Origin of the sequence: Streptomyces sp. A0642, from assembly GCF_004795105.1 — a bacterium.
GTDB lineage: Bacteria > Actinomycetota > Actinomycetes > Streptomycetales > Streptomycetaceae > Streptomyces.
Map to the genome: position 1 here is coordinate 90,642 of NZ_SSBL01000010.1, position 24,670 is coordinate 115,311.

The following is a 24,670-nucleotide window of genomic DNA, read 5'->3' on the forward strand; positions in this document are numbered from 1 at the left end:
GCGGGAACGGGGCGTGATCAGGTGCTGTGCGGGACGAGCGCGGGATGCGCGGGTGTGTGATCCGGGCGCTCACCGGGTGTCACTTGCCCTCGCCGGGGCCGCCGCCGCGGAAGCTCCCGCCGTCCGGGTCCGGCCAGTAGGTGAGGTGCTGCCGGTGGCGGTGGTAGCCGTTGCGGTAGTCCTCGATCTCGATCAGGCTGCCGCTCCGGTGCGGCGAGACGGTGACCATGTCGTCGCCGTAGCGCAGGAATTCCATGCTGCCGCCGGAGGCACGGTCCAGTTCCTCCCGCTCCGCGTGGATCTCTCGGGCGACCTCGCTCGGGGTGCCGGCCGGATCGAGCCAGCCCGTCCCGGTCGCGGTGTACGTCTTCCTGATCCACTCGCGCGGGACCGCGGTGTTGTCCCCGTCGCTGGAGCAGGCGGTCAGCAGGGTCGCGGCCAGCACTGCCGCCACCGTTGCGCTGACGAGTCGGGCGCTGTTCATCGGGCCTCCAGCCGACTGCACGTCGATACGATCTGGCCGTTCTGCGGATACGTGTGCCAGGTGCGCCAGACGAGCCTGGTGCCGTGCGGTCCCCCGGCCGGCTCGACGACCACGGCGGTGATCGCCCCCGGCAAGCCGGGGAAGACTCCGCACAGGCTGTGTTCGGCGTCGGTGGCCCGGCCCAGGACCCGCGCCGCCTCGGCACGGAACTCCTCGGGCGGCAGGACGCGCGTGGTGGCGCCGAACTCGTAGTCCCAGCCCGGCAGATGACGGGTGCGGGTCTCGGGCAGACCCCTCACCGCGCCCCGCAGGCAGGCCACCGTCTCCCTCACGGGACCGGCGAACACCTGGTGCGAGGCCCCCAGCAACCGCAGCCGCACGTCCAGCCCGCCGAGCGGCACCACACGTTCTGCCAGTGCCGGACGCTCCGTCAGGTCCAGCGAGAAGCAGAGTTGATCCGCGTCCGTGTCCAGGTAGGGAGCGTCCAGAGAAACGGCGTGCACACGGTCCCCCGGTCGTATTCAGCCATGATCGCGCCCGATTATGGCACGCGCGTTCGGGGTCGAGGGCTGGGGGTGCGAGGGACGGGGGGAGAGCCTGCCTGAAGTCCGCGCCCGTCAGTCGGAGGCCACCGGCAGAACGTCCGGCGAGAGCGCACCGGCGCGGGCGGAGTCGCTCGTCATGCGGCGGCGGTGGTGGCGCCGGCACAGGACCTCGTAGCCGGTCTCCGCTGCGGGGCGGCTCACGTCGCCGACGACGACCTGCTCACCCTCCACCACCATCTCGCCGCCCACCGTCCGGGCGTTGTGCGTGGCGCGGGCGCCGCACCAGCACAGGGCCTCCACCTGGAGTGCCTCTATGCGGTCGGCGAGCTCGATCAGCCGCTGGGAGCCGGGGAAGAGCCGGGTGCGGAAGTCCGTGGTGATACCGAAGGCGAAGACGTCCAGCTCCAGGTCGTCCACCACCCTCGCCAGCTGGTCGATCTGTTCCGGGGCGAGGAACTGCGCCTCGTCGACGATCACGTAGTCCACCCGGCCGCCGTGGGAGAGCAGACCGACCAGGTAGGCGTACAGGTCCATGCTCTCGGCCGCCTCGACCGCCTCCGTCACCAGGCCCAGCCGGGAGGACAGTTTCCCCTCCCCCGCCCGGTCGTCACGGGTGAAGATCACGCCCTGGAGCCCTCGCGCCGAACGGTTGTGGCCGATCTGAAGGGCCAGCGTGCTCTTTCCGCAGTCCATCGTTCCGGAGAAGAACACAAGCTCGGGCATGAGGGGTGGAGCACCTTTCGGGACAGGCGGAGCGGAAGGGGGAAGGAGGACTACGAGCGTACTTCGAGGAGCGGGACGAGCTGCTCGACGGGGGTCATCGAGCCGTGCATGCCGACCATCGCGGATTCGTGCGGCTCGTTGACGGACGCGGTGATCACCACGTCGTCACGGGCTGCCGCGACCACGTCGCCGATCCTGCCGCGCACCCGCTCGTCGATCCGCGGGCCGAACCAGCCCGCCTCGATGGCCTCGTCGCGGCCGGCCACCCAGAACTGCTCGCCGAGCACCTCGCGCCAGACGGTCAGCACATCGGCCTCGGCGCCCGGTACGGCGTAGACATGACGGGCCCGGCCCTCGCCGCCCAGCAGTGCGACGCCCGCGCGCAGCTCCCAGTCCTCGTCGAAGTCGATCCTGGACTGCTCGTCGAACGGGATGTCGATCATGCCGTGGTCGGCGGTGATGTACAGCGCGGAGCGCGGCGGGAGCTGTTCGGCGAGGCGCCGGGCCAGTCCGTCGACGTACATCAGCTGGCCGCGCCAGGCGTCGGAGTCGACGCCGAAGCGGTGCCCCTTGCCGTCGACCTCGCTGTAGTAGGTGTAGACGAGGGACCGGTCACCGGCGGCCAGCCGTTCGGCGGCGACGTCCATGCGTTCCTCGCCGGCGAGCCGGCCGAGGAACGACCCGCCGCTGAGCGCGACCTTGGTCAGCGGGGTCTGCTCGAAGGCGGGGGCGGACACCTGGGCGGTACGCACTCCGGCGGCGTCGGCCCGCTGGAAGACGGTCGGGTACGGCTGCCAGACCTTGGGCGGGGTCCACGGCTTCCAGCGGAGCTGGTTCATCAGCTCGCCGGTCTCCGGATTGCGGGTCGTGTAGCCGGTCAGGCCGTGTTCGCCCGGCGGCAGCCCGGTGCCGACGGACGCCAGCGAGGTCGCGGTCGTCGCCGGGAATCCCGCGGTGAGCGGCCGGCCGGTGCCGCCGCGCGAGGTGGGCAGGAGGGAGTGGAGGAACGGCGCCTCGTCCGGGTGCGCCTTGATCTGCTCCCAGCCGAGACCGTCGATCAGGAAGACGCAGTTGCGGTCGGCGGGGGTGAGCTCGGGGATCGCCGCGGTGAAACCGGGGACGCCCTGGCCCGCGGCGAGCGTCGGCAGCAGATCGGCCAGCGAGCCGCTGCCGTACTCGGGTACGGGGGCGGTGCCGACGGGCAGCAGTACGGGGTCGTCCCAGGCCGGCTGGGCCATCAGCGGCCGGCCGCGGCGGTCGCGGCCGTGGCCTCGGAGAGGGCCTGGGCGAACGCGAGCGTCTGGCGCACGGTGTCGGGGCCGTCGCCGGCCTCGCTGACCCGCAGGCTCAGGTCGTCGGCGGTGGAGCTTCCGGTGTAGCCGTGGTCGGCCTCGCAGTTGGGGTCGCCGCAGGCGGCGGGCTCCAGGTCGATCCGGGAGACCGCGCCCCAGCCGATGGTCAGGACGACCTCGCGGGGCAGTGTGCCGGGGACGTACTTCTCCGGGTTGGCCACGACGCGGCTGACCACGACGGAGGAGATCCGGTCGAGCTTGACGGACTCGGTGGACGTGGTGGCGTACGGCGTCGGGGAGCTGGTGTCCGCGTTCTGCTCGTCGGTGTGGCTGACGATGAAGCGGGTGTCCGTGAGCACCAGCACCGTGACGTGCCTGCGCACCTCGTTGGAGTCGAAGGTCGTCTCCTGGTGCACCAGGTACGAAGCGACCGGCTCACCGCCCACGGCGGCCTCCACCGCCTCGGCCACGAGGGCCGGGTAGTAGCCGCTGCGCTCGATCGCCGCGCGCAGCCCCTGGGTCGTCGTACCGGTCTTCGCCATACGCACCATCCTACGGGGGGCCGGTGACTGCCGGGGACGTCCTGCCGCGCCCGCCGGGCGGGGGCCGGCGGCGCGGGTCAGTAGTTGGACAGCCGGCGGGGGCCGAGGTCGGTCCGGGCCGGGGGCGGCGCGAGCCGGACGCTCGCTCCGAGGACGGTCAGTCCCTGGGTGGCGACCACGACCGGCTCCAGGGCGAGGGAGACCACCTCCGGGTGTTCGTCGACCAGCCGGGAGACCCGCAGCAGCAGTTCCTCCAGCGCGGCGGTGTCCACGGGGGCCGATCCGCGCCAGCCGAAGAGGACCGGGGCCGCCTTGATGGACCGGATCAGTTCGGCGGCGTCACGGTCGGTGGCGGGGACCAAACGGTGTGCGGTGTCGCCGAGGAGTTCGGAGGGTGCGCCGGCCAGGCCGAAGGAGAGGACGGCGCCGGCCGCCGGGTCGATGCTGGCCCGCACGACGGTGTCGACGCCGCGCGGAGCCATCGACTGCACGACCGGCCGGAGCTCGGCGGGCTTGCCGAGCAGGTCGGTCAGCTCGCCGTACGCCCGGCGCAGCGCGGCCTCGCCGTCGAGGTCCAGGCGGACTCCGCCGAGGTCGGCCCGGTGACGCAGATGGGGCGCGGTGGTCTTCAGCGCCACCGGGTAGCCGAGCCGCGCCGCCGCGGCCACGGCCTCCTCGGGGCCGGGGGCCGGCCGGGTCGGCCGGACCGTGATGCCGTAGCAGGCCAGGAGCTCGCGCGCCTCGTCGTGTTCCAGGGGCCTGCCGCGCGGATCGGGGTCCGGGCCGAGCAGGGTCTCGATGAGGGCGGCCGCGGCCGGCTCGTCGATGGTGTCGTCGAGGAACTCGGGCACCTTCCCCGGTACGGCGGTCTCGCGTCGCCACTGGGCGTACCGCACGGCCTCGGCGAGCGCCCGGACCGCGCGTTCGGCGGCGGGGTACGCGGGGATGCGGCCGACGGGGCGGGGGGCTTCGGGGCCGTCCTCGGGCGCGTCGTCGGGGGCTGCCCCAGCCGTGGTGGCGGCGGAACCGGTGCCCGTACCGGTGCCGACGGGCGGCGCCGGCGCCGCGAGGGCGGGCGGCTCCGGCGCCGGCCGCTGTTGCGCCACCGTGCTGGTCGCGGCGGCCAGCGCCTCCGCGAGTCCGCCGATCTCCACATGGACCACGGCGACCGGCTTGGCGGGGCCGGACGCCGCCGCCGCGTGCAGGGCCGTCGCCAGGACCTCCCCGTCGCCCGACTCCGCCTCGCCGTTCTCGCCCACCCACGGGATCGCCGTCACGACGACCGCGTCGCAGCCGCCGTCGGCCAGCGCCTCGGCCAGCGCCTCCCGGAAGTCCTGGGGGGTGGCCGCCGTGGTGAGGTCGATGGGCGGGCGCGGGCGCAGCCCTTCCGCCAGGCAGGCGTCGTACGTGAGCAGCCCGAGCGACTCCGAGTTGCCGAGGATCGCGACGCGCCCGCCCGCGGGGAGCGGCTGGTCGGCCAGGAGCAGTCCCGCGTCGACCATCTCCGTGACCGTGTCGACGCGGATCACGCCCGCCTGCCGCATCAGCGCGGAGACCGTCGCGTCGGGGATCCGGCTGACGGGGACCGCGTGGCCGGGCGGTGTGGAGCCGCTGTGCCGGGCGCCCTTCACCACGACCACCGGCTTCACGGCCGCGGTCCGCCGGGCGAGCCGGGTGAACTTGCGGGGGTTGCCGAGCGACTCCAGGTACAGCAGGGCGACATCGGTGTCCGGGTCCTCGAACCAGTACTGCAGGAAGTCGTTCCCGGAGATGTCGGCGCGGTTTCCTGCCGAGATGAAGGTGGAGAGCCCCGCTCCGCGCCGGTAGAGCCCGGAGAGCAGGGCGATGCCGATCGCGCCCGACTGGGTGAACAGGCCGATGCGCCCCGGGGCGGGCCGCTCGGGCGCGAGGGAGGCGTTGAGCCGGACCGCCTCGGAGTTGTTGATGACGCCGAAGGCGTTCGGGCCGATGATCCGCATGCCGTACGAGCGGGCCTGGCGCACCAGTTCGCGCTGACGTTCGCGGCCCTCGGCGCCCCACTCGGCGTACCCGGCGGACAGGACGACGAGTCCCTGGACTCCGTGTTCCCCGCAGTCCGCGACGGCCTCGGGCACCCGTTCCGCGGGGACGGCGACGACGGCGAGGTCGACGGACTCACCGATCTCGCCGAGGGAGCGGTGGGCGGGCACGCCGTCGATGGTGGCCTGGTCGGCGGCGAACGCGCTGTTCACGGCGTAGGTCCGGCCGGTGAAGCCGGCGCCCAGGAGGTTGCGCAGGACGGTGCGGCCGACACCGCCCGGGGTGCGGCCCGCGCCGATGACGGCGACCGAGCCCGGGGCGAGCAGCCGTTGCACGGAGCGGGCCTCGGCCCGCTGTTCCCGGGCGCGCTGGACGGCCAGCGACTCGGCGGTCGGTTCGAGGTCCAGGGTGAGGTGGACGGCGCCGTCCTCGAAGCTGCGCTGCTGGGTGTACCCGGCGTCCCGGAACACCTTGATCATCTTGTTGTTGGCGGGCAGCACCTCGGCCGCGAAGCGCCGGATGCCGCGCTCGCGGGCGACGGCCGCGATGTGTTCGAGCAGGGCCGAGGCCACGCCGCGGCCCTGGTGCGCGTCCTGGACGAGGAAGGCGACCTCGGCCTCGTCGGCCGGGGCCGTGGCGGGCCTGCCCTGTGCGTTGATCCGGTCGTAGCGGACCGTGGCGATGAACTCGCCGCCCACCGTGACGGCCAGCCCCACCCGGTCGACGTAGTCGTGATGGGTGAAGCGGTGGACGTCCTTGGCGGAGAGCCGGGGGTAGGGGGCGAAGAAGCGGTAGTACTTCGACTCGTCGGAGACCTGCTCGTAGAAGCTGACCAGCCGTTCGGCATCGCCCGTGGTGATGGGCCTGATGCGCGCGGTGCCGCCGTCGCGGAGCACCACGTCCGCCTCCCAGTGATCGGGGTAGGCGTGATGCGGACTCTGCTCCGGAGAGGGCTGCATGGCCAAAGCGTACGGCTCCGCCAGCGGTCGCGTGGGTGCCGGGGCCGGGGCAGTCTGAGGGTGGCCGGGCGAGGGTGCGGCGCGGTGGTGAAGGGGGCGGCGGGTCGGCCGGAGCATCGAGCACCGCATGAGAGACTGGTCTAGACAACCATTGATTCGTGAAGGGCAGAACCATGGCTGAGCGCCGCGTCAACGTCGGTTGGGCCGAGGGCCTGCACGCCCGCCCCGCTTCCATCTTCGTCCGTGCCGCCACGGCTTCCGGCGTCCCCGTCACCATCGCCAAGGCCGACGGCAACCCGGTGAACGCGGCCTCCATGCTCGCCGTGCTCGGCCTCGGCGCTCAGGGCGGCGAGGAGATCGTGCTCGCGTCCGATGCGGACAACGCCGAGGCCGCTCTGGACCGCCTGTCCAAGCTGGTCGCCGAGGGGCTCGACGAGCTTCCGGAGACCGTCTGATTCCGTCGGGCCATCACCGCGGGAATTCCCGCGCGAAAGCCGCGGCACCCTTGACCGGGAGCCGCGGCTTTTTCGTGCACGCGGAGGGCGATCAGACAATGGGCCCGGACCGAACGGCTTCGCAGCGCTGAATTCGGGCAGCAGAAAGAAAGCCCTGCGGAATGCCTGTCCTTTGTATACGGCGCACGTGTTAATGCCGGCCGCTCGGGGTGTTTACGACATGTTGCGAAGTCCTCACCCGGCCGGTGCGGGCGGCGTCCGGCCGGCCGGCGCGGCGCAGCCGGTACGCGGCGGTGGCCCGCTCGGCGTGCTGGGCGGTCAGCGCTCTGGCCCGCTCTGCGTCGCCGCGCGCCACGGCGTCCACGATCGCGCCGTGCTCCGCCCAGGAATCGACCGGCCGGGCCGGCTGCTCGATCGTGTACATCCAGGCGGTCTTGTGCCGGAGCTGGGTGAGCAGCGCGATCAGCCCGGGACTGCCGGAGGCCTGCGCGAGCGTCTCGTGGAACCAGCCGCCCAGGGAGCGCAGGTCCTCGCCCTCGCCCCGGCGGGCCCGCTCCTGACCGAGCCTCACCAGGCCGCGCAGCACTTTGAGGTGCGCGTCCGTGCGGCGGTGGGCGGCACGGGCGGCGCCGAGCGGCTCCAGCAGCGTCCGGACCTCCAGGAGGTCGGCGGCCTCCTGCTCGGTGGGCTCGGCGACGCAGGCTCCGGCGTGCCTGCGGGTGACCACGAATCCCTCGGACTCCAGGGTGCGCAGCGCCTCCCGCACCGGGACGCGGGAGACCCCGTACCGGCGTGCGAGCACCTCCTCGGTGAGCCGGCTGCCGCGTTCGAAGACACCCTGGACGATGTCGTCACGGATTGCCGTGCATACCGAATGCGCCGGAATGCGCATGTCCGAACCTCCGCCTTAATCCCCGCGAAACGCGGCCGATCGACGCCTGCCCTGCGACTCTATTGCAATGCGCTCGCATTTCCGACGGCGGGTGGAAATTCATGAATATCTTTTGGTCTCCGGCCGCCCGCGCACGCCGGTGTGCGCGGGCGGCCGGTACGCGGACACGGCGAAGGCCCCGGCGTGATGCCGGGGCCTTCGCGGGGGGTCTTCGAGGGCGGGCGTCCGGGGACCGGCCGCCTCCGGCCGGTCAGGAGGCTCAGACGGAGAGGCCGTGGGCCCGCAGGTAGGCGACCGGGTCCATGTCGGAGCCGTACGAGGGCGTCGTGCGGGCCTCGAAGTGGAGGTGCGGGCCGGTCGAGTTGCCGGTGGAGCCGGAGAGGCCGATCTGCTGTCCGGCGCCGACGCTCTGACCGACGGACACGCCGATCGACGAGAGGTGGCCGTACTGGGTGTACGTGCCGTCCGTCATCCGCAGCACGATGTTGTTGCCGTACGCCCCGCCCCAGCCGGCCTGGACGACCGTGCCCGCGCCGACGGCGACGACGGAGGTCCCGGAGGCGGCGTGGAAGTCGATGCCGGAGTGGCTCCCGGAGGACCAGAGCGAGCCGCTGGACTTGTAGCCCGTGGATACGTACGAACCGGCGACGGGAAGCTGGAAGGAGCCGAGCCGGGCGCGTTCGGCGGAGCGCGCGGCACGGGCGGCGCGCTCGCGGGCCTCCTCGGCGCGGGCGGTGGCCTTCGCCTTCGCGGCGGCCCTGGCCTCGGCCTTCGCCTTCGCCGCGGCCTTCGCCTTCTTCGCCTCGGCCTCGGCCTTCTTCTCGGCGACGTCGGCCTGGTGCCGCTGCGCGTCCGCCTGCGCGTCGATCCGGTCGGCGAGGACGTTCTCGATGGCGATGGCCTGGGTGAGGCCGGTCTCGGCGACGGCGGGGGTCTCGGTGTCCGCGGCCAGGGCCGGCGAGGCCAGTCCGCCGAGGACGCCGGTGGTGGCCAGGGTCGCGATGCCGACGGCCTTCGCGCCGCTGCGCGTCAGACGGCCCGGGGCACGGTGCTTCCCGGAGGCACGGGTGAACGCCATGGAGTGGCTGGTCCTTTCCTTCCTTCTCGCCTACCGGGTTAGCTGACGGGTTCGGAGCAGGAAGGTCTCCTACGGACTCCTCGGCCTCGTACGAGGCGCCGGCGTCCGATTCACCCCAGGGACTGCGTGGGTCCCCGGCTCCCCGGGCTCGCGCCTGACGGGGACTCGGCGATGACTGCCCGGTACGTCGCGGATGCGGCATACGAGTGACGAACAGCCGAGCCGACGCTAAGGGGGAGCACTTCCCCCCACCAAACGGACAGGCCCTTTTGTCGCGTATCCCACAGGGCAGACGGGCAACCTCTCCCCCAAAGCGGGCAAAAGCGAAGACTCTGACGGAGTCCGCTCCGTCAGAGTCTTCGCTTTGCCCCGCTATCGGGGGACCGGCCGTGCATGCGGACGCCCCCGTCGGCCGGCCGGGCCTCAGGCGTCGGCCGGCTGCGCGTCAGCCGTCAGCCGTCAGCCGTCAGCCGGAAACGACCGTCACCTCACCGATGCCGAGGGCCCTGACGGGCTCCGCGATCTGCGAGGCGTCGCCGACCAGGACCGTGACCAGCCGGTCGCCCGGGAAGGCGTTGACCACGGCCGCGGTCGCCTCGACCGTGCCGGTCTCCGCGAGGCGCGCGTACAGGTGTGCCTGGTAGTCGTCCGGGAGGTGCTGCTCGACCTGGTCCGCGAGGGTGCCCGCGACGGAGGCCGCCGTCTCGAACTTCAACGGGGCGACACCGACGAGGTTCTGCACGGCCGTCTCGCGTTCGGCGTCCGTCAGCCCTTCGGCGGCCAGGGTCCGCAGGACCTTCCACAGGTCCTCCAGGGCCGGGCCGGTGGACTCCGTGTCCACCGAACCGCTGATGGCGAGCATCGCGGCGCCCGTGGCCCCGGACGCGGAGTCCGGGGCCGAGGAGCGCAGGACCTGGGCGAAGGCCCGTACGCCGTAGGTGTAGCCCTTCTCCTCGCGCAGCACCCGGTCGAGCCGGGAGGTGAGCGTGCCACCCAGGCAGTAGGTGCCGAGCACCTGGGCCGGCCAGACGCTGTCGTGCCGGTCCGCGCCGATCCGGCCGATCAGCAGCTGCGTCTGGACCGCCCCGGGGCGGTCCACGATCACCACGCGGCCCGTGTCGTCGGCGGTGATCGGCGGGACGGGCCGGGGCTCGGCGGTGTTGCCCGACCAGTCGCCGAGGGTGTCGGCGAGCAGGGCGTCCAGGTCGATGCCCGTGAGGTCTCCGACGACCACGGCGGTCGCGGTCGACGGACGGACGTGCGCGTCGTAGAAGGCGCGCACGGCCGCGGAGTCGATCCGGGCCACGGTCTCCTCGGTGCCCTGGCGGGGGCGCGACATGCGGGCCGTGGCCGGGAAGAGCTCCTTGGAGAGCTGCTTGGCGGCACGGCGGGCCGGATTGGCCTGCTCGTGCGGGATCTCGTCCAGCCGGTTGCCCACCAGCCGCTCGATCTCGCTGTCGGTGAAGGCGGGCGCCCGCAGCGCCTCGGCGACCAGGCCGAGCGCCTTGGCCAGCCGGGAGGCCGGAACCTCCAGGGAGACCCGGACCCCGGGGTGGTCGGCGTGGGCGTCCAGGGTGGCGCCGCAGCGCTCGAGCTCGGCGGCGAACTCCTCGGCGCTCTGCTTGTCGGTGCCCTCGGACAGGGCGCGGGACATGATCGTGGCGACCCCGTCCAGGCCCTCGGGCTCGGCGTCCAGGGGGGCGTCGAGGAAGATCTCCACGGCGACGACCTGCTGGCCGGGGCGGTGGCAGCGCAGCACCGTGAGGCCGTTGGGCAGGGAGCCGCGCTCGGGCGCGGGGAAGGCCCAGGGCCTGGCCACGCCGGGGGCGGGCTGCGGGTGGTACTCCATCGAAACTCCAGTCGCGGCAGCGTCGGTCACTTGTCCGCTCCTTCGTGCACGTCGGTGTCGGTGGCGGCGTCCGCCTCTTCGGCGGTCTCGGCGGACTCGACCGGCTCGTAGACCAGCACCGCCCGGTTGTCGGGGCGCAGCTGGGCCCTGGCGGCCGCCCGGACCTCTTCGGCGGTCACGTCGAGCACCCGGTGCACGGCCGTCAGGGCGAGCTGGGGGTCGCCGAACAGCACGGCGTACCTGCAGAGTTCATCGGCGCGGCCCGCGACGGTGCCGAGGCGGTCCAGCCACTCGCGCTCCAACTGTGCCTGGGCACGCTCCATTTCCTCGGGCGTGGGGCCCTCCTCGGCGAACCGGGCCAGCTCCTCGTCGACCGCGGCCTCGATCTGCGCCACTTCGACCCCGCCGGACGTCTTGACGTCCAGCCAGCCGAGCGAGGGCGCGCCCGCGAGCCGCAGCAGCCCGAATCCGGCCGCGACGGCCGTCCGGTCGCGGCGGACCAGACGGTTGTGCAGCCGTGACGACTCGCCGCCGCCCAGCACGGTCAGTGCGAGGTCCGCGGCGTCGCATTCGCGCGTGCCGTCGTGCGGCAGCCGGTAGGCGGCCATCAGCGCACGCGCCGGGACCTCCTCGCGGACCTCCTCGCGCAACTGGCTGCCGATGATCTCGGGGAGCGTGCCGTCGCGCGGCGGCTGCTTGCCGTCGTGCGAGGGGATGCTGCCGAAGTACTTCTCGATCCAGGCGAGGGTCCGCTCGGGGTCGATGTCGCCGACGACGGAGAGCACCGCGTTGTTGGGCGCGTAGTACGTACGGAAGAAGGTCCGCGCGTCCTCGAGTGTCGCGGCGTCCAGGTCGGCCATCGAGCCGATCGGGGTGTGGTGGTACGGGTGGCCCTCCGGGTAGGCGAGGGCCGTCAGCTTCTCGAACGCCGTGCCGTACGGCACGTTGTCGTAGCGCTGGCGGCGCTCGTTCTTGACGACGTCACGCTGGTTCTCCATGGACTCGTCGTCGAGCGCGGCGAGCAGCGAGCCCATCCGGTCGGCCTCGAGCCACAGGGCCAGCTCCAGCTGGTGCGTCGGCATCGTCTCGAAGTAGTTGGTCCGCTCGAAGCTGGTGGTCCCGTTGAGGGAGCCGCCGGCGCCCTGCACCAGCTCGAAGTGCCCGTTCCCCTTGACCTGGCCGGAACCCTGGAACATCAGGTGCTCGAAGAGGTGAGCCAGACCGGTGCGTCCCTTGACCTCGTGGCGCGAACCGACGTCGTACCAGAGGCACACCGCGGCGACCGGGGTCAGATGGTCCTCCGAGAGCACCACGCGCAGGCCGTTGGCCAAGCGGTGCTCTGTCGCTGTCAAGCCGCCGGAGCCGGCCTCGGTTGTGGCCGTGTGACCCATGGGCATGTACGTCCCTTCGATCGCGATACTGGATGCTGATGTCGAGAAGTTGATTCGAGACCTGCCACTGTAAGCAAGCGCACCGGCACCTGGCGAAGTTCCCGTGTCGCGAAAGTTCGCGGGAAAGAGGGTCCCGGGCCCCTCGGGACGGGGTGCGGAACGCCCTTTGGGACGGGTCGAGGTCCGGGTTGTCAGTGGGGCGGTCCACAATGGTGCGCGTCAGAACCTGAGGTTGCCCGAACAGAATCCGTGAAGGAGTCGCAGCAGCGATGGCCCGCCGCAGCACGAAGACCCCGCCGCCGGTCGACTTCGAGGAGAACATCCTCGACATCGACGTCGTCGACGAAATGCAGGGCTCCTTCCTCGAGTACGCGTACTCGGTGATCTACTCACGGGCCCTGCCGGACGCCCGTGACGGTATGAAGCCGGTGCACCGCCGCATCGTCTACCAGATGAACGAGATGGGCCTGCGCCCGGACCGCGGCTTCGTGAAGTGCGCCCGCGTGGTGGGCGAAGTCATGGGCAAGCTGCACCCGCACGGCGACGCGTCGATCTACGACGCGCTGGTCCGGATGGCCCAGCCGTTCTCGATGCGGCTCCCCCTCGTCGACGGGCACGGGAACTTCGGCTCGCTCGGTAACGACGACCCGCCGGCCGCCATGCGGTACACCGAATGCCGGATGGCCGACGCGACGTCACTGATGACGGAGTCGATCGACGAGGACACCGTCGCCTTCCAGTCGAACTACGACGGCCAGGAGCAGGAGCCGGTCGTCCTTCCGGCCGCCTATCCGAACCTCCTGGTCAACGGGGCGACCGGGATCGCCGTCGGCATGGCGACCAACATGCCGCCGCACAACCTGGGCGAGGTCATCGCCGCCGCCCGGCACCTCATCAAGCATCCGGGTGCGGACCTGGAGACCCTGATGCGGTTCGTGCCCGGGCCCGACCTGCCGACCGGCGGGCGGATCGTGGGGCTCGGCGGCATCAAGGACGCGTACGCGGGCGGTCGCGGCTCGTTCAAGATCCGCGCCACCGTCGCCGTGGAGAACGTCACGCCGCGCCGCAAGGGCCTGGTCGTCACCGAACTGCCCTTCACCGTCGGTCCGGAGAAGGTGATCGCGAAGATCAAGGACCTGGTCTCGGCGAAGAAGCTCCAGGGCATCGCCGACGTCAAGGACCTCACCGACCGCTCGCACGGTCTGCGCCTGGTCATCGAGATCAAGAACGGCTTCGTCCCCGAGGCCGTGCTGGAGCAGCTCTACAAGCTGACGCCGATGGAGGAGTCCTTCGGCATCAACAACGTGGCGCTGGTCGACGGGCAGCCGCTCACGCTGGGCCTCAAGGAGCTGCTGGAGGTCTACCTCGACCACCGCTTCGACGTGGTGCGCCGGCGCAGTGAGTTCCGGCGGACCAAGCGCCGCAACCGGCTGCACCTGGTCGAGGGCCTCCTGATCGCCCTGATCGACATCGACGAGGTCATCCGCCTCATCCGTTCCAGCGACAACTCGGCGCAGGCCAAGGAGCGGCTCATCGAGCACTTCTCGCTGAGCGAGATCCAGACCCAGTACATCCTGGACACGCCGCTGCGCCGGCTGACCCGGTTCGACCGGATCGAGCTGGAGAGCGAGCGGGACCGGCTCGACGCCGAGATCGCCGAGCTGACCGCGATCCTCGAGTCGGACACCGAGCTGCGCAAGCTCGTCTCCACCGAACTGGCGGTGGTCGCGAAGAAGTTCGGCACCGACCGGCGCACGGTGCTGCTGGAGTCGGCCGGTTCACAGGTCGCGTCCGTCCCGCTCGAGGTGGCGGACGACCCGTGCCGGGTGCTGCTGTCCTCGACCGGGCTGCTCGCGCGTACGGCCAACGACGACCCGATCGTGTTCGCCGAGGACGCCAAGCGGGCCAAGCACGACGTGATCGTCTCGGCGGTGCCGGCGACGGCGCGCGGTGACGTCGGCGTGGTGACCACCACGGGGCGGCTGTTGCGGCTCGCGGTGATCGATCTGCCCCAGCTGCCGGACACCCATGCGGCGCCCAACCTGTCGGGCGGGGCGATGGTCGGCGAGTTCCTCACGCTGGGGGCGGACGAGGAGGTCGTCTGCCTCACCACGCTCGACGAGACCTCGCCCGGGCTGGCGATCGGCACCCTTCAGGGCGTCGTGAAGCGCGTGGTGCCCGACTACCCCGCCAACAAGGACGAGCTGGAGGTCATCACGCTCAAGGACGGGGACCGGATCGTCGGTGCGGCGGAGCTGCGGACGGGCGAGGAGGACCTGGTCTTCATCACCTCGGACGCACAGCTGCTGCGCTACCCGGCGGCGCAGGTGCGCCCGCAGGGGCGTCCGGCCGGCGGAATGGCGGGCGTGAAGCTCACCTCCGGGGCGGAGGTGCTCTCGTTCGCCGCGGTGGATCCCGCCGTGGACGCCATGGTGTTCACGGTCGCGGGCTCGCACGGCACGCTGGACGATTCGGTGCTGACGTGCAAGCTCACCCCGTTCGACCAGTATCCGCGCAAGGGCCGGGCCACCGGCGGGGTGCGCTGTCAGCGGTTCCTGAAGGGTGAGGACGTGCTGGTCTTCGCCTGGGCGGGTGCGACGCCCGCCAGGGCCGCGCAGAAGAACGGCACGCCCGCCTCGCTGCCCGAGCCCGATCCGCGGCGCGACGGTTCGGGGACGCCTCTGGAGAGCCCGGTCGCGGTGATCGCCGGCCCCGTGTAGAACGCGGGCCCGGCGGCTCCGGCGCTACGCGTCGTCGTCGCCGGGCCGGTGCACGTACCGCAGGACGCCCCACATGGATCGCTCGTGTGCGGCGTCCTGCGCCGTTTCCCGCCCCGGCTCCCCCGGCGTGCGACAGCCCTCCAGCTCCTTGCGCAGGGCCTGGGCGTCGATCCCGGAACCGATCAGCACCAGCCGGGTCAGCCGCTGCTCGCCGCGGGCCCAGGGCCTGGGGGCGAACCGCAGGAACCTGCCGACGGCGTGCACCCCGTACGCGTGGTCCGCGTCGCCCGCGCCGAAGTCGACGTAGCCCTTGATCCGGTAGAGACCGCCCGGCCGGGAGTCCAGGAACTCCATGAGCCGGCGGGGATCCATCGGCACATCGGAGGTGAAGTCGACGCTCTCGTACGCCGTGTGCAGATGCTCCGCGTGCTCCTCGCCGGCCTCCCGCGCCCGCTCCTCCAGGTACAGGTCCTCGAAGGTGAGCTGCCGCGCCTTCTCCTCACCGTCGGGCCGCAGTGCCGGGTCGAAGAGCAGCTCCGGGTCGACGCGTCCGTACGTGGCGGGCACGACCGCCGCCACGCTGCCGGTCGCCGCGACGGCCTCCCGGATGCGCGCCTGTTCCCCGTCCCCGGCCCGGTCCGTCTTGTTCAGCACGACGAGGTCGGCGACGGCGAGATGGCGGTCGATCTCCGGGTGGCGCCGACGGGTGGCCCCGAACTCGGCGGCGTCGACCACCTCGACCAGTCCCCCGTACAGGATGTGCGGGTTGTCGCTGGCCAGGAGCATCCGTACGAGCTCCTGGGGTTCCGCGAGGCCGCTCGCCTCGATGACGATCACGTCGAGGCGGGCGGACGGCCGGGTCAGCGTCTCCAGGTACGTGTCCAGTTCGCTCGCGTCGACCGCGCAGCACAGACAGCCGCCGCCCAGCGAGACGGTCGAGCCGACCTGGCCGGAGACGGTCATGGCGTCGATCTCGATGGACCCGAAGTCGTTGACGATCACACCGATGCGGTTTCCGGCGCGATGGCGCAGGAGGTGGTTGAGCAGCGTCGTCTTGCCGGATCCGAGGAACCCCGCGAGAACGATGACGGGGATCTGCTGGGCGCGGGACGGGGGCGACGCGTTCAACGGAGACCTTCCTGCGGTGTCACACGGCCGGGACCGGCTGGGGCGGGGGCGGGCCGACGTAGCGGGCCGCCGGGCGGATGATCTTCGAGTCCTCCGCCTGCTCCAGGATATTGGCGCTCCAGCCGACCACCCGCGCCGCGCAGAAGGTCGGGGTGAACATCTCGCGCGGCAGTCCGCAGAGCTCCATGACCACTCCTGCGTAGAACTCCACGTTGGTGTGCAGTTCGCGCCCCGGCTTGAGCTCGGCGAGGATCGCCTCGACCTGCCGTTCCACCTCCACGGCGAAGTCCACGAGCGGGCCGCCGAAGCCCTGGGCGATGGACCGCAGCATGCGGGAGCGCGGGTCCTCCGTGCGGTAGACCGGGTGCCCGAAGCCCATGATCCGGTCGCCGGCGAGGACGCGCTCGCGGATCCAGCCGTCGATGCGGTCGGGGGTGCCGATGGCATCGAGGGTGTCGAGGGCGCGGCTGGGCGCACCGCCGTGCAGCGGCCCGGAGAGAGCGCCGACGGCGGCCACCAGGCAGGCGGCGAGGTCCGCGCCGGTGGAGGCCACGACGCGGCCGGTGAAGGTCGAGGCGTTGAAGCCGTGGTCGACGGTGGAGATCAGGTACCGCTCGACGGCCCTGACCCGGTCGGCGTCCGGTACGGACCCGGTCAGCATGTAGAGGTAGTTCGCGGCGTGCGGCAGGTCGTCGCGCGGCTCCACCGGTTCGAGGCCCTGCCCGAGCCGGTACAGAGCGGTCAGCACGGTGGGGACGGCGGCACACGCGGTCAGGGCGTCGGCGCGGCGCCGCCCGGCGTCGATGTCGTACACGGGCCGGAATCCGGCCGAGGCGCCGAGCAGGGAGAGAGCCGTGCGCAGCCCCGCGAGCGGACCTGATGCGGCGCCCGCCCGCGCTATGGCGGGCAGGGCGTCACGGACCTCGGCGGGCAGGCGGCGCAGCCGGGCGGTGCGGGCGGCGAAGTCGGCGCGGGCCGCCGGACTGGGCAGCTCCCCCTCGGTCATGAGGTACCAGACGTCCTCGAAGCTGCGGCTCTGCGCCAGCTCGATCGCCGAGTACTGGCGGTAGTGGTAGAAGCCCTCGCGGCCCCGGACGTCACCGAGTGCGGTGTCGGTGACGACGACGCCCGCAAGGCCCCGGGGGATGTCGAGATGTGGTGTGGCTGTGGTGGTCGTCATTGCTTCCTCCATGGACCTTGCGCCGGGTGGTGTGCGTTCCGGCGATTGACCTGTGGCACCTTCTGGCATTGATTCGACTGTCCATGCTTGACTTGAGTTCTGTCAATGTTGATTGAATCAATATGGATACGGTGGACAACATGACGGATCAAGCAGACGCCGCCGGCCTCACCGGCTCCCCGGGCCCACGGCTCACCACGCGGGAGACGGCGGAACGCCTGGGCGTGAAGCCCGAGACGGTGTACGCGTACGTGAGCCGGGGCCAGCTCAGCAGCAACCGCGCCCCGGGGGGGCGGGGGAGCACGTTCGACGCGGCGGAGGTCGACGCCCTCGCGCGGCGCACCGGGCGCAGGGAACCCGCCGCCGCGGCCGGAGCCCTGTCGTTCCCGACCGGCATCACGCTCATCGGCGGGGACCGGTACTTCTTCCGGGGCGTGGACGCCATGGAGCTGGCCCGGCGATACGCGTACGAGGAGGTCGCGGAGTGGCTCTGGACCGGGGAACTCCGGCCCGGCATCCGCTTCACGGCGCCGGCCGAGGCGCTCGCCGCGGCCCGCCGGGCGGTCGGTGCGCTGCCGTCGCACTCCGGGTCCACGGACCGGCTGCGGGTGGCCGTCGTCGCGGCGGCGACGGCGGACCCGCTTCGGTTCGATTTGGCGCGGGAGGCGGTTCTGGGGGGTGCCCGGAGTCTGATCCCGACCCTGGTGGCAGCGCTGCCCACGGTCGCGGAGGGCGACGGAGGGGACGACGCGTCCGCCGGGCTGGCGCGTCAACTATGGCCGAAACTCACCGGGCTCCCGGCCGACGAGGCGTCCCTGGCCGTCCTGGACACCGCACTGGGCCTGCTGATCGACCACGATCTGGCCGCCTCCACCCTCGCGGCGCGGGTCGCCGCCTCCGCCCGCGCCCATCCGTACGCCGTGGTCTCAGCGGGCCTCGGGGTGCTGGAGGGCCCCCTGCACGGTGCCGCGAGCGGGCTGGCGCACCGTATGCTGACCGAGGTCCTGGAGCGGGGCGGAGCGGCCCCGGTGGTCGCGGACCATCTGCGCAGCGGACGCCGGGTGCCGGGACTCGGGCACCGGCTCTACACCGGCGAGGACCCCCGGGCCCGCACCCTGTTCGACCTGCTCGCCGGGGTGCCACGGGCCGCGCCCGCCCTGGCCGCCGCCCGCGACATCGTCGCCACGACCGCCCGGCACACGCCGCTGCACGCCAATGTCGACCTGGCGCTCGCCGTCCTGTCCGTCTCCTCGGGCATGGCCGTGGAAGCGGGAGAGACGGTGTTCGCGGTGGCCCGCACGGCCGGCTGGATCGCCCACGCCCTGGAGGAGTACGGGGAGCGTCCGCTGCGGATGCGCCCCAGCGGCCAGTACACCGGTCCCCAACCGCCCCAGCCGCTGCCCGTCGCCTCGCAATAGACGATTCTCTTAGCGCAAATCAGCGACGATCAGCGGGAAGCGCTGCGCGGGGGCTGCGCCGTCGAGCCGCGCACGACGAGCTCCGGCTCGAAGAGGAGTTCGTCGGACGGGACCTTGCGGCCGCCGATCTGCACGGAGAGCAGTTCGACGGCGGCCCGCCCCATGGCCTCGATCGGCTGGCGCACGGTCGTCAGCGGCGGCTCGGTGCAGTTCATGAACGCCGAGTCGTCGTAGCCCACGACGGAGACGTCCTCGGGGACCGAGAGGCCCCGGCGGCGCGCCGCCCGGACCGCTCCCAGGGCGAGCGGGTCGCTGGCGCAGATGAAGCCGGTGACCCCCTCCCCCAGGAGCCGCGTGGCCGCCGCCTGTCCGCCTTCCAGCGAGAACATCGCCCGGGCCACCCACGCGTCGGGGATGGTGGCGCCGGCCGCCTCGGCGAGCGCCCGGGCGGCGGCCAGCTTGCGCTGCGAGGGCATGTGGTCGGAGGGGCCGAGCACCAGACCGATGCGCTCGTGGCCCAGCGACACCAGATGACGCCACGCCTGCTCGACGGCCACGGAGTCGTCGCAGGAGACGCAGGGGAAGCCGAGGTGGGCGATGGCCGCGTTGATCAGGACGACGGGGATCTTGCGGTCGGCCAGCACCTTGTAATGGTCGTGCGGGGCGTCGGCCTGGGCGTAGAGCCCGCCGGCGAAGACCACGCCCGAGACCTGCTGCTGGAGCAGCAGCTCGACGTAGTCCGCCTCGGAGACCCCGCCCTTGGTCTGGGTGCACAGCACGGGGGTCAGGCCCTGCTGCGCGAGTGCGCCGCCGACCACCTCGGCGAAGGCCGGGAAGATCGGGTTCTGCAGCTCTGGGAGGACCAGGCCCACCAGGCGGGCCCGCTCACCGCGCAGCTGGGTCGGGCGCTCGTAACCGAGGACGTCCAGCGCGGACAGAACGGCCTGCCGGGTGGCGTCGGAGACGCCCGGCTTGCCGTTGAGTACCCGGCTGACCGTGGCCTCGCTGACCCCAACCTTCTGTGCCACCTGAGCAAGTCGTCGCGTCATGTGCGCAAGATTAGCGCAAGAAGCGCAAGCCGATTGCGTGGAGTGGGAAACGAGACGAATTTCGGAAAGCACCGGAATGCCCTCTACCGTTCATACGATGAGCGCCCCACCGCCCACGACCAGGAGACCGCGAAGGCTCGGCTGGCCCCAGCGGGTCTTCTCGCAGGTGCTGCTGATGCAGCTGGCCATCGCCACCGGCGTCACCGTACTCGCCACCGGCCTCTTTCTGGCACCCCTCAGCGCCCAACTCGACGACCAGGCGATGCGCCGGGCCCTGTCGATCGCGCAGAGCACGGCCGCCCAGCCGCAGATCGCCGAGGCCCTGCTCACCACCGACGCGACGCCCCATGGCCCGGTGCAGGCCGCCGCGGAGCGGATCAGGCGGGCCACGGACGCCGAGTACGTCGTCGTGATGGACCGCCGAGGGGTGCGCTGGTCCCATCCCGACGGTGCCCGGATCGGGCAGGTCGTCTCCACCGATCCCGGCAGGGCGCTCCAGGGGCGCGAGGTGATGGAGATCGACAGCGGCACGCTCGGACGCTCGGCCCGGGGCAAGGTGCCGTTGCGCGACGCGTCCGGCCACATCGCCGGCGCGGTCTCCGTCGGGATCGCGTACGACAACGTCCGCGCCCGGCTCCTCGCGGCGATCCCCGGCCTGCTCGCCTACGCGGGCGGGGCGCTCGCGGTGGGTGCGCTGGCCGCCTATCTGATCTCCCGGCGCCTGCAGCGCCAGACCCACGACCTGGCCTTCTCCGACATCGCCGCGCTGCTGACGGAGCGCGAGGCCATGCTGCACAGCATCCGGGAAGGGGTCGTCGCACTCGACCGCGGCGGCCGCATCCGCCTGCTGAACGACGAGGCGCAGCGGCTCCTCGGGGTCGGGTCCGAGGCTTCGGGCCGTCCGCTGGCCGAGGTGTTCGGCACCGGGCGGACCGCCGACGTACTGGCCGGTGACGTGGCGGGCGAGGACCTGCTGACCGTGCGCGGCAGCCGGGTTCTGCTCGCCAACCGCATGCCGACGGCCGACGGAGGAGCCGTCGTCACGCTTCGCGACCGCACGGAGCTCGAACACCTCGGCCGCGAACTCGACTCCACCCGGGGGCTGATCGACGCGCTGCGCGCCCAGGACCACGAGCACGCCAACCGGCTCCACACGCTGCTCGGCCTCCTGGAGCTGGAGCTGCACGAGGACGCGCGGGAGTTCGTCACCGAAGTCGTCGGCGTCCACCGGGCCACCGCGGAGCAGATCACCGAGAAGGTCCGTGACCCACTGCTCGCCGCGCTGCTGGTCGGCAAGGCGACGGTCGCCGCGGAGCGCGGGGTCGCGCTGCGTATGGCGCCGGGCACCCTGCTCCCGGACCGGCTCGTCGACCCGCGCGGGCTGGTGACGGTCGTCGGCAACCTGGTCGACAACGCCCTGGACGCGGCCGTCGGATCGGCCGGCGCCCTGATCGAGGTGGGCCTGCGGGCCGAGGACCGTACGGTGGTGCTGCGGGTGCGCGACAGCGGGCCCGGCATCCCGCCCGGCCAGCGGGAATCGATCTTCACGGAGGGCTGGTCGACCAAGGAACTTCCGGCGCACGGCAAGCGCGGCCTCGGCCTCGCGCTGGTGCGGCGGCTGGCCGAGCGGCAGGGTGGCAGCGTGACCGTGGCCCCCGCGGACGAGGGCGGGGCCGCGTTCACCGTCGTACTCCCCGAGGCCCTCTCCGAACCGGAATCCGACAAGGCGGGAGCGGCGCAGTGATCGAGGTCCTGGTCGTCGACGACGACGTCCGTGTCGCACGGATCAACGCGGCCTACGTCTCGAAGGTGCCCGGCTTCCGGGTGGCCGCGCAGGCGCACTGCGCGGCCGACGCGCTCGCCGCGGTCGAGGCGGGGCCGGTGGACCTGATCCTGCTCGACCACTACATGCCCGACCGCAGCGGGCTGGATGTGGTGCGGGAACTGCGCAGCCTCGGCCACCGCACCGACGTGATCATGGTGACGGCCGCGCGCGATGTCGCCACGGTCCGGGAGGCCATGCGCCAGGGCGCGCTGCAGTACCTGGTGAAGCCGTTCACGTATGCGGGGCTGCGGACCAAGCTGGAGGCCTACGCCGCGCTCCGCCACACCCTGGAGAGCGGCGGCGAGGCGGAGCAGGGCGAGGTGGACCGCCTCTTCGGGGCCCTCTGGACGGCGGGCGAGCCCGATCTCCCCAAAGGACACTCGGCCACGACGGCCGAACTCGTCCGCACGGCACTCCGCGGCGCGGAGGGCCCCCTCTCCGCCCAGGAGATCGCGGACAGCGCGGGAATGAGCCGGCAGACGGCCCAGCGCTACCTCAAGCTGCTGGAGCGATCGGGACGCGTCCGGCTGACCCTGCGGTACGGCGAGACGGGGCGCCCCGAGCACCGCTATGCGTGGGTCACCGGCGGCCGGTGACCGTGGCGGCTCGGCCGGTGACCGTGACAGCGAGGCCGTGGCGGCGGCCGCCCTGCACCTGTCCCGTGGCGAGGTGCGGGAAACCGGTCTCAACGCCGCACTCATCGCGCTCGCCGCGGTGACGGCATGGCTCGCCCCGACCTGGTGAGTCGGGGGCGGATGCCGTGAGCGCGGACGGATGCGTCAGGCGGGGGAGCTGTCGGGCACGGGCAGAGCTGTCAGGCGGGGCGAATGCGTCAGGCACGGGCGGGGCTGTCAGGCCCCGGGCGGCGGCCCTGACCGTGGGCCGAGCCGTCAGCCGCAGGCTGCGTGAGCCCCGGTCGGCGCCTCCGCCCATGCCATCCCGGCCCGGCCTCCGGCATCGAGCCTGCGGTCACACCGCTCCGGCTCCCGTCAGCGCACGCACCTCCGTCTCCGCGTGCTTGGCCTCGTCGGGCGGCTCGGCCGAGGTGACCGTGCCGGCCCAGCCGGCCAGGAAGCCCAGCGGGATGGAGACCAGACCGGGGTTCTCCAGCGGGAAGAGCTGGAAGTCCACCCCCGGGAACAGAGACGTGGCACTGCCCGAGACGACCGGCGAGAGCAGGACGAGCACGGCAGCGGGAATGAGACCGCCGTAGACGGACCACACCGCCCCGCGCGTGGTGAACTTCCGCCAGAACAGCGAGAAGATCAGCACCGGAAGGTTCGCGGATGCGGCGACCGCGAAGGCCAGACCCACCAGGAACGCCACGTTCAGATCCTGCGCGACGAGTCCCAGTCCGATGGCGGCCACCCCGATCCCGGCCGCGGCGACCCGCGCCACGGCGACCTCGCTGTACTGCCGGGAACCCGGCCGCCGGAGCGAGGCGTAGAGATCGTGGGCGACGGACGCGGACGAGGCGAGGGTGATACCGGCGACGACGGCGAGGATGGTCGCGAAGGCCACCGCGGCGACCACGGCGAACAGGATCGTTCCCCCCGTGGAGCCCTCACCACCGCCGAGGACCAGGGCGAGCAGCGGAACGGCCGTGTTGCCGGCCGGATTCGACTCGCGGACCTGTGCCGATCCGACCAGCGCCGCCGCTCCGAACCCGAGCACGATCGTCATCAGGTAGAAGCTGCCGATGAGGCCGATGGACCAGACGACGGACCGGCGGGCGGCCCGGGCGGTGGGCACGGTGTAGAAGCGCGACAGGATGTGCGGCAGGCCCGCCGTGCCGAGTACCAGGGCCAGCCCCAGGCTGATGAAGTCGACGCGTGCCGTCCAGCTCCCGCCGTAGCGCAGTCCGGGCGAGAGGAACTCCTTGCCGTGACCACTGCGGTCGGCGGCGGAGTTGAGCAACTCGTTGACGTTCCCGTGGAAGTGGACCAGGACCAGCACGGTGAGCACCACGGTGCCCGCCATCAGCAGGACCGCCTTGACGATCTGGATCCAGGTGGTGGCGCGCATTCCGCCCAGTGACACGTAGACCACCATGAGCGCCCCGACACCGACGACCGTCCAGGACCGCGCGGCGCCGCTCGTTCCCCCGAGGAGCAGGGCGACGAGGCTGCCCGCCCCCACCATCTGCGCCACCAGGTAGAGCACGGAGACGGTGACGGACGACGTCCCGGCCGCGATCCGGACGGGGCGCTCCGCCATGCGGGCCGCCACGACGTCGGCAAGGGTGAACCGCCCGCAGTTGCGGACGAGTTCCGCGACGAGCAGCAGGACGACGAGCCAGGCGACCAGGAAGCCGACCGAGTAGAGCATGCCGTCGTAGCCGTAGAGGGCGATCACCCCGGAGATACCGAGGAACGAAGCGGCCGACATGTAGTCACCCGCGATGGCGAAGCCGTTCTCCAGGGGCGAGAACAGCCGGCCGCCCGCGTAGAACTCCTCGGCCGAGCCCTGCCGGTTGCGGCTCACCCAGGTCGTGATGCCCAGGGTGACGGCGATGAAGGCGCTGAACAGCAGGAGCGCCAGGGTCTGGTGGTTCCCGCTCAACGTCCGATCCCCCGCGTCATCTCCTGGGTGTCCCAGCGCAGATCGAGCGCGGCCCGGTCCCTGCGCAGCCGTGCGTGCCGGGCGTACGCCCCGGTGAGCAGGAACGTGGTGAGGAACTGCCCCAGCCCGGCGACCATGGCGACGTTGACCGCCCCGGCCACCGGGCGGGCCATCAGGCCGGGTGCGGTGACCGCGGTGACGACGTAGGCGAGGTACCAGACGAGGAAGGCGAGGGTGGCGGGGACGACGAATCGCCGGTACCGGCGGCGCACCTCCTGGAAGGCCTCGCTGCGCTGCACCTCCAGGTAGATCTCCGCGGCACTGTGGCCCCGCACCGGTGCGGCGGCGCCGGGCGGCGCGGTGGGCGCGAAACCTCCCGTGCCGTCCAGTTCCCCCCATCCGGAGGCCAGTGCGTCGTACCACGGGTCGTCGAGCCGCATCCCTGCGGCCTCGCGCCCTGCTTCCTTCTCCACCGAACAACTCCCCTTGTCCACGGACCACTTCGGCCGCGTACCCAAGAATGGTCAGATCGGGAAGATCCCGGGCACTTCATTCCTCG

General features: G+C 72.3%; 21 protein-coding genes and 1 riboswitch. Of the genes, 6 read left to right on the top strand and 15 right to left on the bottom strand.

Annotation, left to right across the window (positions count from 1 at the left end):
- Positions 1–79: 79 nt before the first annotated feature.
- The 6 genes from E6R60_RS19255 to E6R60_RS19280 form a co-directional block, all read right to left on the bottom strand.
- Complete coding sequence (locus E6R60_RS19255; RefSeq protein WP_136327830.1) at positions 80–484, bottom strand: DUF4247 domain-containing protein; 405 nt, start codon at positions 482–484, stop codon at positions 80–82.
- Complete coding sequence (locus tag E6R60_RS19260) at positions 481–987, bottom strand: DUF2617 family protein (protein ID WP_136327831.1); 507 nt, start codon at positions 985–987, stop codon at positions 481–483. Before E6R60_RS19260 ends, E6R60_RS19255 begins: the two co-directional genes overlap by 4 nt.
- A gap of 114 nt (positions 988–1,101) precedes the next feature.
- A complete protein-coding gene (locus E6R60_RS19265; protein ID WP_136327832.1) occupies positions 1,102–1,752 on the bottom strand; it encodes a thymidine kinase in 651 nt (216 codons plus the stop codon).
- 50 nt (positions 1,753–1,802) lie between these two features.
- Positions 1,803–2,990, bottom strand: a complete 1,188-nt coding sequence (locus E6R60_RS19270) for a nucleotide pyrophosphatase/phosphodiesterase family protein (RefSeq protein WP_136327833.1) — start codon at positions 2,988–2,990, stop codon at positions 1,803–1,805.
- Positions 2,990–3,586: a DUF5998 family protein gene (locus E6R60_RS19275; RefSeq protein ID WP_136327834.1), complete on the bottom strand. Its 597-nt coding sequence runs from the start codon at positions 3,584–3,586 to the stop codon at positions 2,990–2,992. The genes E6R60_RS19270 and E6R60_RS19275 overlap by 1 nt, the downstream gene beginning before the upstream one ends.
- Before the next feature lie 77 nt (positions 3,587–3,663).
- Complete coding sequence (locus E6R60_RS19280; protein WP_136327835.1) at positions 3,664–6,564, bottom strand: bifunctional GNAT family N-acetyltransferase/acetate--CoA ligase family protein; 2,901 nt, start codon at positions 6,562–6,564, stop codon at positions 3,664–3,666.
- A 173-nt stretch (positions 6,565–6,737) separates the two neighbouring features.
- Between E6R60_RS19280 and E6R60_RS19285 the strand changes: the two genes are divergently transcribed.
- Positions 6,738–7,019, top strand: coding sequence for an HPr family phosphocarrier protein (locus E6R60_RS19285; protein WP_136327836.1), 282 nt, complete (start codon positions 6,738–6,740; stop codon positions 7,017–7,019).
- 190 nt (positions 7,020–7,209) lie between these two features.
- On the opposite strand, the gene E6R60_RS19290 is transcribed toward E6R60_RS19285, so the two are convergent.
- The 4 genes from E6R60_RS19290 to E6R60_RS19305 form a co-directional block, all read right to left on the bottom strand.
- A complete protein-coding gene (locus E6R60_RS19290) occupies positions 7,210–7,911 on the bottom strand; it encodes a GntR family transcriptional regulator (protein WP_136327837.1) in 702 nt (233 codons plus the stop codon).
- 259 nt (positions 7,912–8,170) lie between these two features.
- On the bottom strand, positions 8,171–8,989 hold the full coding sequence (locus E6R60_RS19295; protein WP_136327838.1) for a M23 family metallopeptidase: 819 nt from the start codon (positions 8,987–8,989) through the stop codon (positions 8,171–8,173).
- 13 nt (positions 8,990–9,002) lie between these two features.
- A riboswitch (cyclic di-AMP (ydaO/yuaA leader) is annotated at positions 9,003–9,170 on the bottom strand.
- 285 nt (positions 9,171–9,455) lie between these two features.
- The gene (locus E6R60_RS19300) at positions 9,456–10,838 is read right to left on the bottom strand and encodes a pitrilysin family protein (protein ID WP_136327926.1); all 1,383 of its coding nucleotides are present in this window, start codon (positions 10,836–10,838) and stop codon (positions 9,456–9,458) included.
- Between the two features lie 26 nt (positions 10,839–10,864).
- Positions 10,865–12,235 carry a pitrilysin family protein gene (locus tag E6R60_RS19305; RefSeq protein WP_206309456.1) on the bottom strand — a complete coding sequence of 457 codons (1,371 nt, stop codon included), beginning with the start codon at positions 12,233–12,235 and terminating at the stop codon, positions 10,865–10,867.
- A 263-nt stretch (positions 12,236–12,498) separates the two neighbouring features.
- On the opposite strand from E6R60_RS19305, the gene E6R60_RS19310 reads away from it, so the two are divergent.
- Positions 12,499–14,949 (top strand): DNA topoisomerase IV subunit A, encoded by a 2,451-nt coding sequence (locus E6R60_RS19310; RefSeq protein WP_136327839.1) that lies wholly within the window; start codon positions 12,499–12,501, stop codon positions 14,947–14,949.
- A 24-nt stretch (positions 14,950–14,973) separates the two neighbouring features.
- Here the strand turns inward: E6R60_RS19310 and E6R60_RS19315 are convergent, their stop codons facing one another.
- Positions 14,974–16,077 carry a GTP-binding protein gene (locus E6R60_RS19315; protein ID WP_136327840.1) on the bottom strand — a complete coding sequence of 368 codons (1,104 nt, stop codon included), beginning with the start codon at positions 16,075–16,077 and terminating at the stop codon, positions 14,974–14,976.
- 19 nt (positions 16,078–16,096) lie between these two features.
- Positions 16,097–17,257 carry a citrate synthase/methylcitrate synthase gene (locus tag E6R60_RS19320; RefSeq protein WP_136327841.1) on the bottom strand — a complete coding sequence of 387 codons (1,161 nt, stop codon included), beginning with the start codon at positions 17,255–17,257 and terminating at the stop codon, positions 16,097–16,099.
- Between the two features lie 140 nt (positions 17,258–17,397).
- On the opposite strand from E6R60_RS19320, the gene E6R60_RS19325 reads away from it, so the two are divergent.
- Positions 17,398–18,675, top strand: coding sequence for a citrate synthase (locus E6R60_RS19325; protein WP_136327842.1), 1,278 nt, complete (start codon positions 17,398–17,400; stop codon positions 18,673–18,675).
- A gap of 29 nt (positions 18,676–18,704) precedes the next feature.
- Here the strand turns inward: E6R60_RS19325 and E6R60_RS19330 are convergent, their stop codons facing one another.
- Positions 18,705–19,724: a LacI family DNA-binding transcriptional regulator gene (locus E6R60_RS19330; RefSeq protein WP_136327843.1), complete on the bottom strand. Its 1,020-nt coding sequence runs from the start codon at positions 19,722–19,724 to the stop codon at positions 18,705–18,707.
- A 97-nt stretch (positions 19,725–19,821) separates the two neighbouring features.
- Between E6R60_RS19330 and E6R60_RS19335 the strand changes: the two genes are divergently transcribed.
- The 3 genes from E6R60_RS19335 to E6R60_RS37030 are packed head-to-tail and all read left to right on the top strand — an operon-like array spanning position 19,822 to position 22,293.
- The gene (locus E6R60_RS19335; protein ID WP_136327844.1) at positions 19,822–21,468 is read left to right on the top strand and encodes a sensor histidine kinase; all 1,647 of its coding nucleotides are present in this window, start codon (positions 19,822–19,824) and stop codon (positions 21,466–21,468) included.
- Entirely contained in the window at positions 21,465–22,145 is a 681-nt protein-coding gene (locus E6R60_RS19340) for a response regulator (protein WP_136327845.1), read from the top strand. The genes E6R60_RS19335 and E6R60_RS19340 overlap by 4 nt, the downstream gene beginning before the upstream one ends.
- Complete coding sequence (locus tag E6R60_RS37030; RefSeq protein WP_206309457.1) at positions 22,120–22,293, top strand: hypothetical protein; 174 nt, start codon at positions 22,120–22,122, stop codon at positions 22,291–22,293. Before E6R60_RS19340 ends, E6R60_RS37030 begins: the two co-directional genes overlap by 26 nt.
- Before the next feature lie 225 nt (positions 22,294–22,518).
- On the opposite strand, the gene E6R60_RS19350 is transcribed toward E6R60_RS37030, so the two are convergent.
- Entirely contained in the window at positions 22,519–24,111 is a 1,593-nt protein-coding gene (locus E6R60_RS19350; RefSeq protein WP_136327846.1) for a cation acetate symporter, read from the bottom strand.
- Positions 24,108–24,551, bottom strand: coding sequence for a DUF485 domain-containing protein (locus E6R60_RS19355; protein WP_136327928.1), 444 nt, complete (start codon positions 24,549–24,551; stop codon positions 24,108–24,110). Before E6R60_RS19355 ends, E6R60_RS19350 begins: the two co-directional genes overlap by 4 nt.
- Positions 24,552–24,670: the final 119 nt, after the last annotated feature.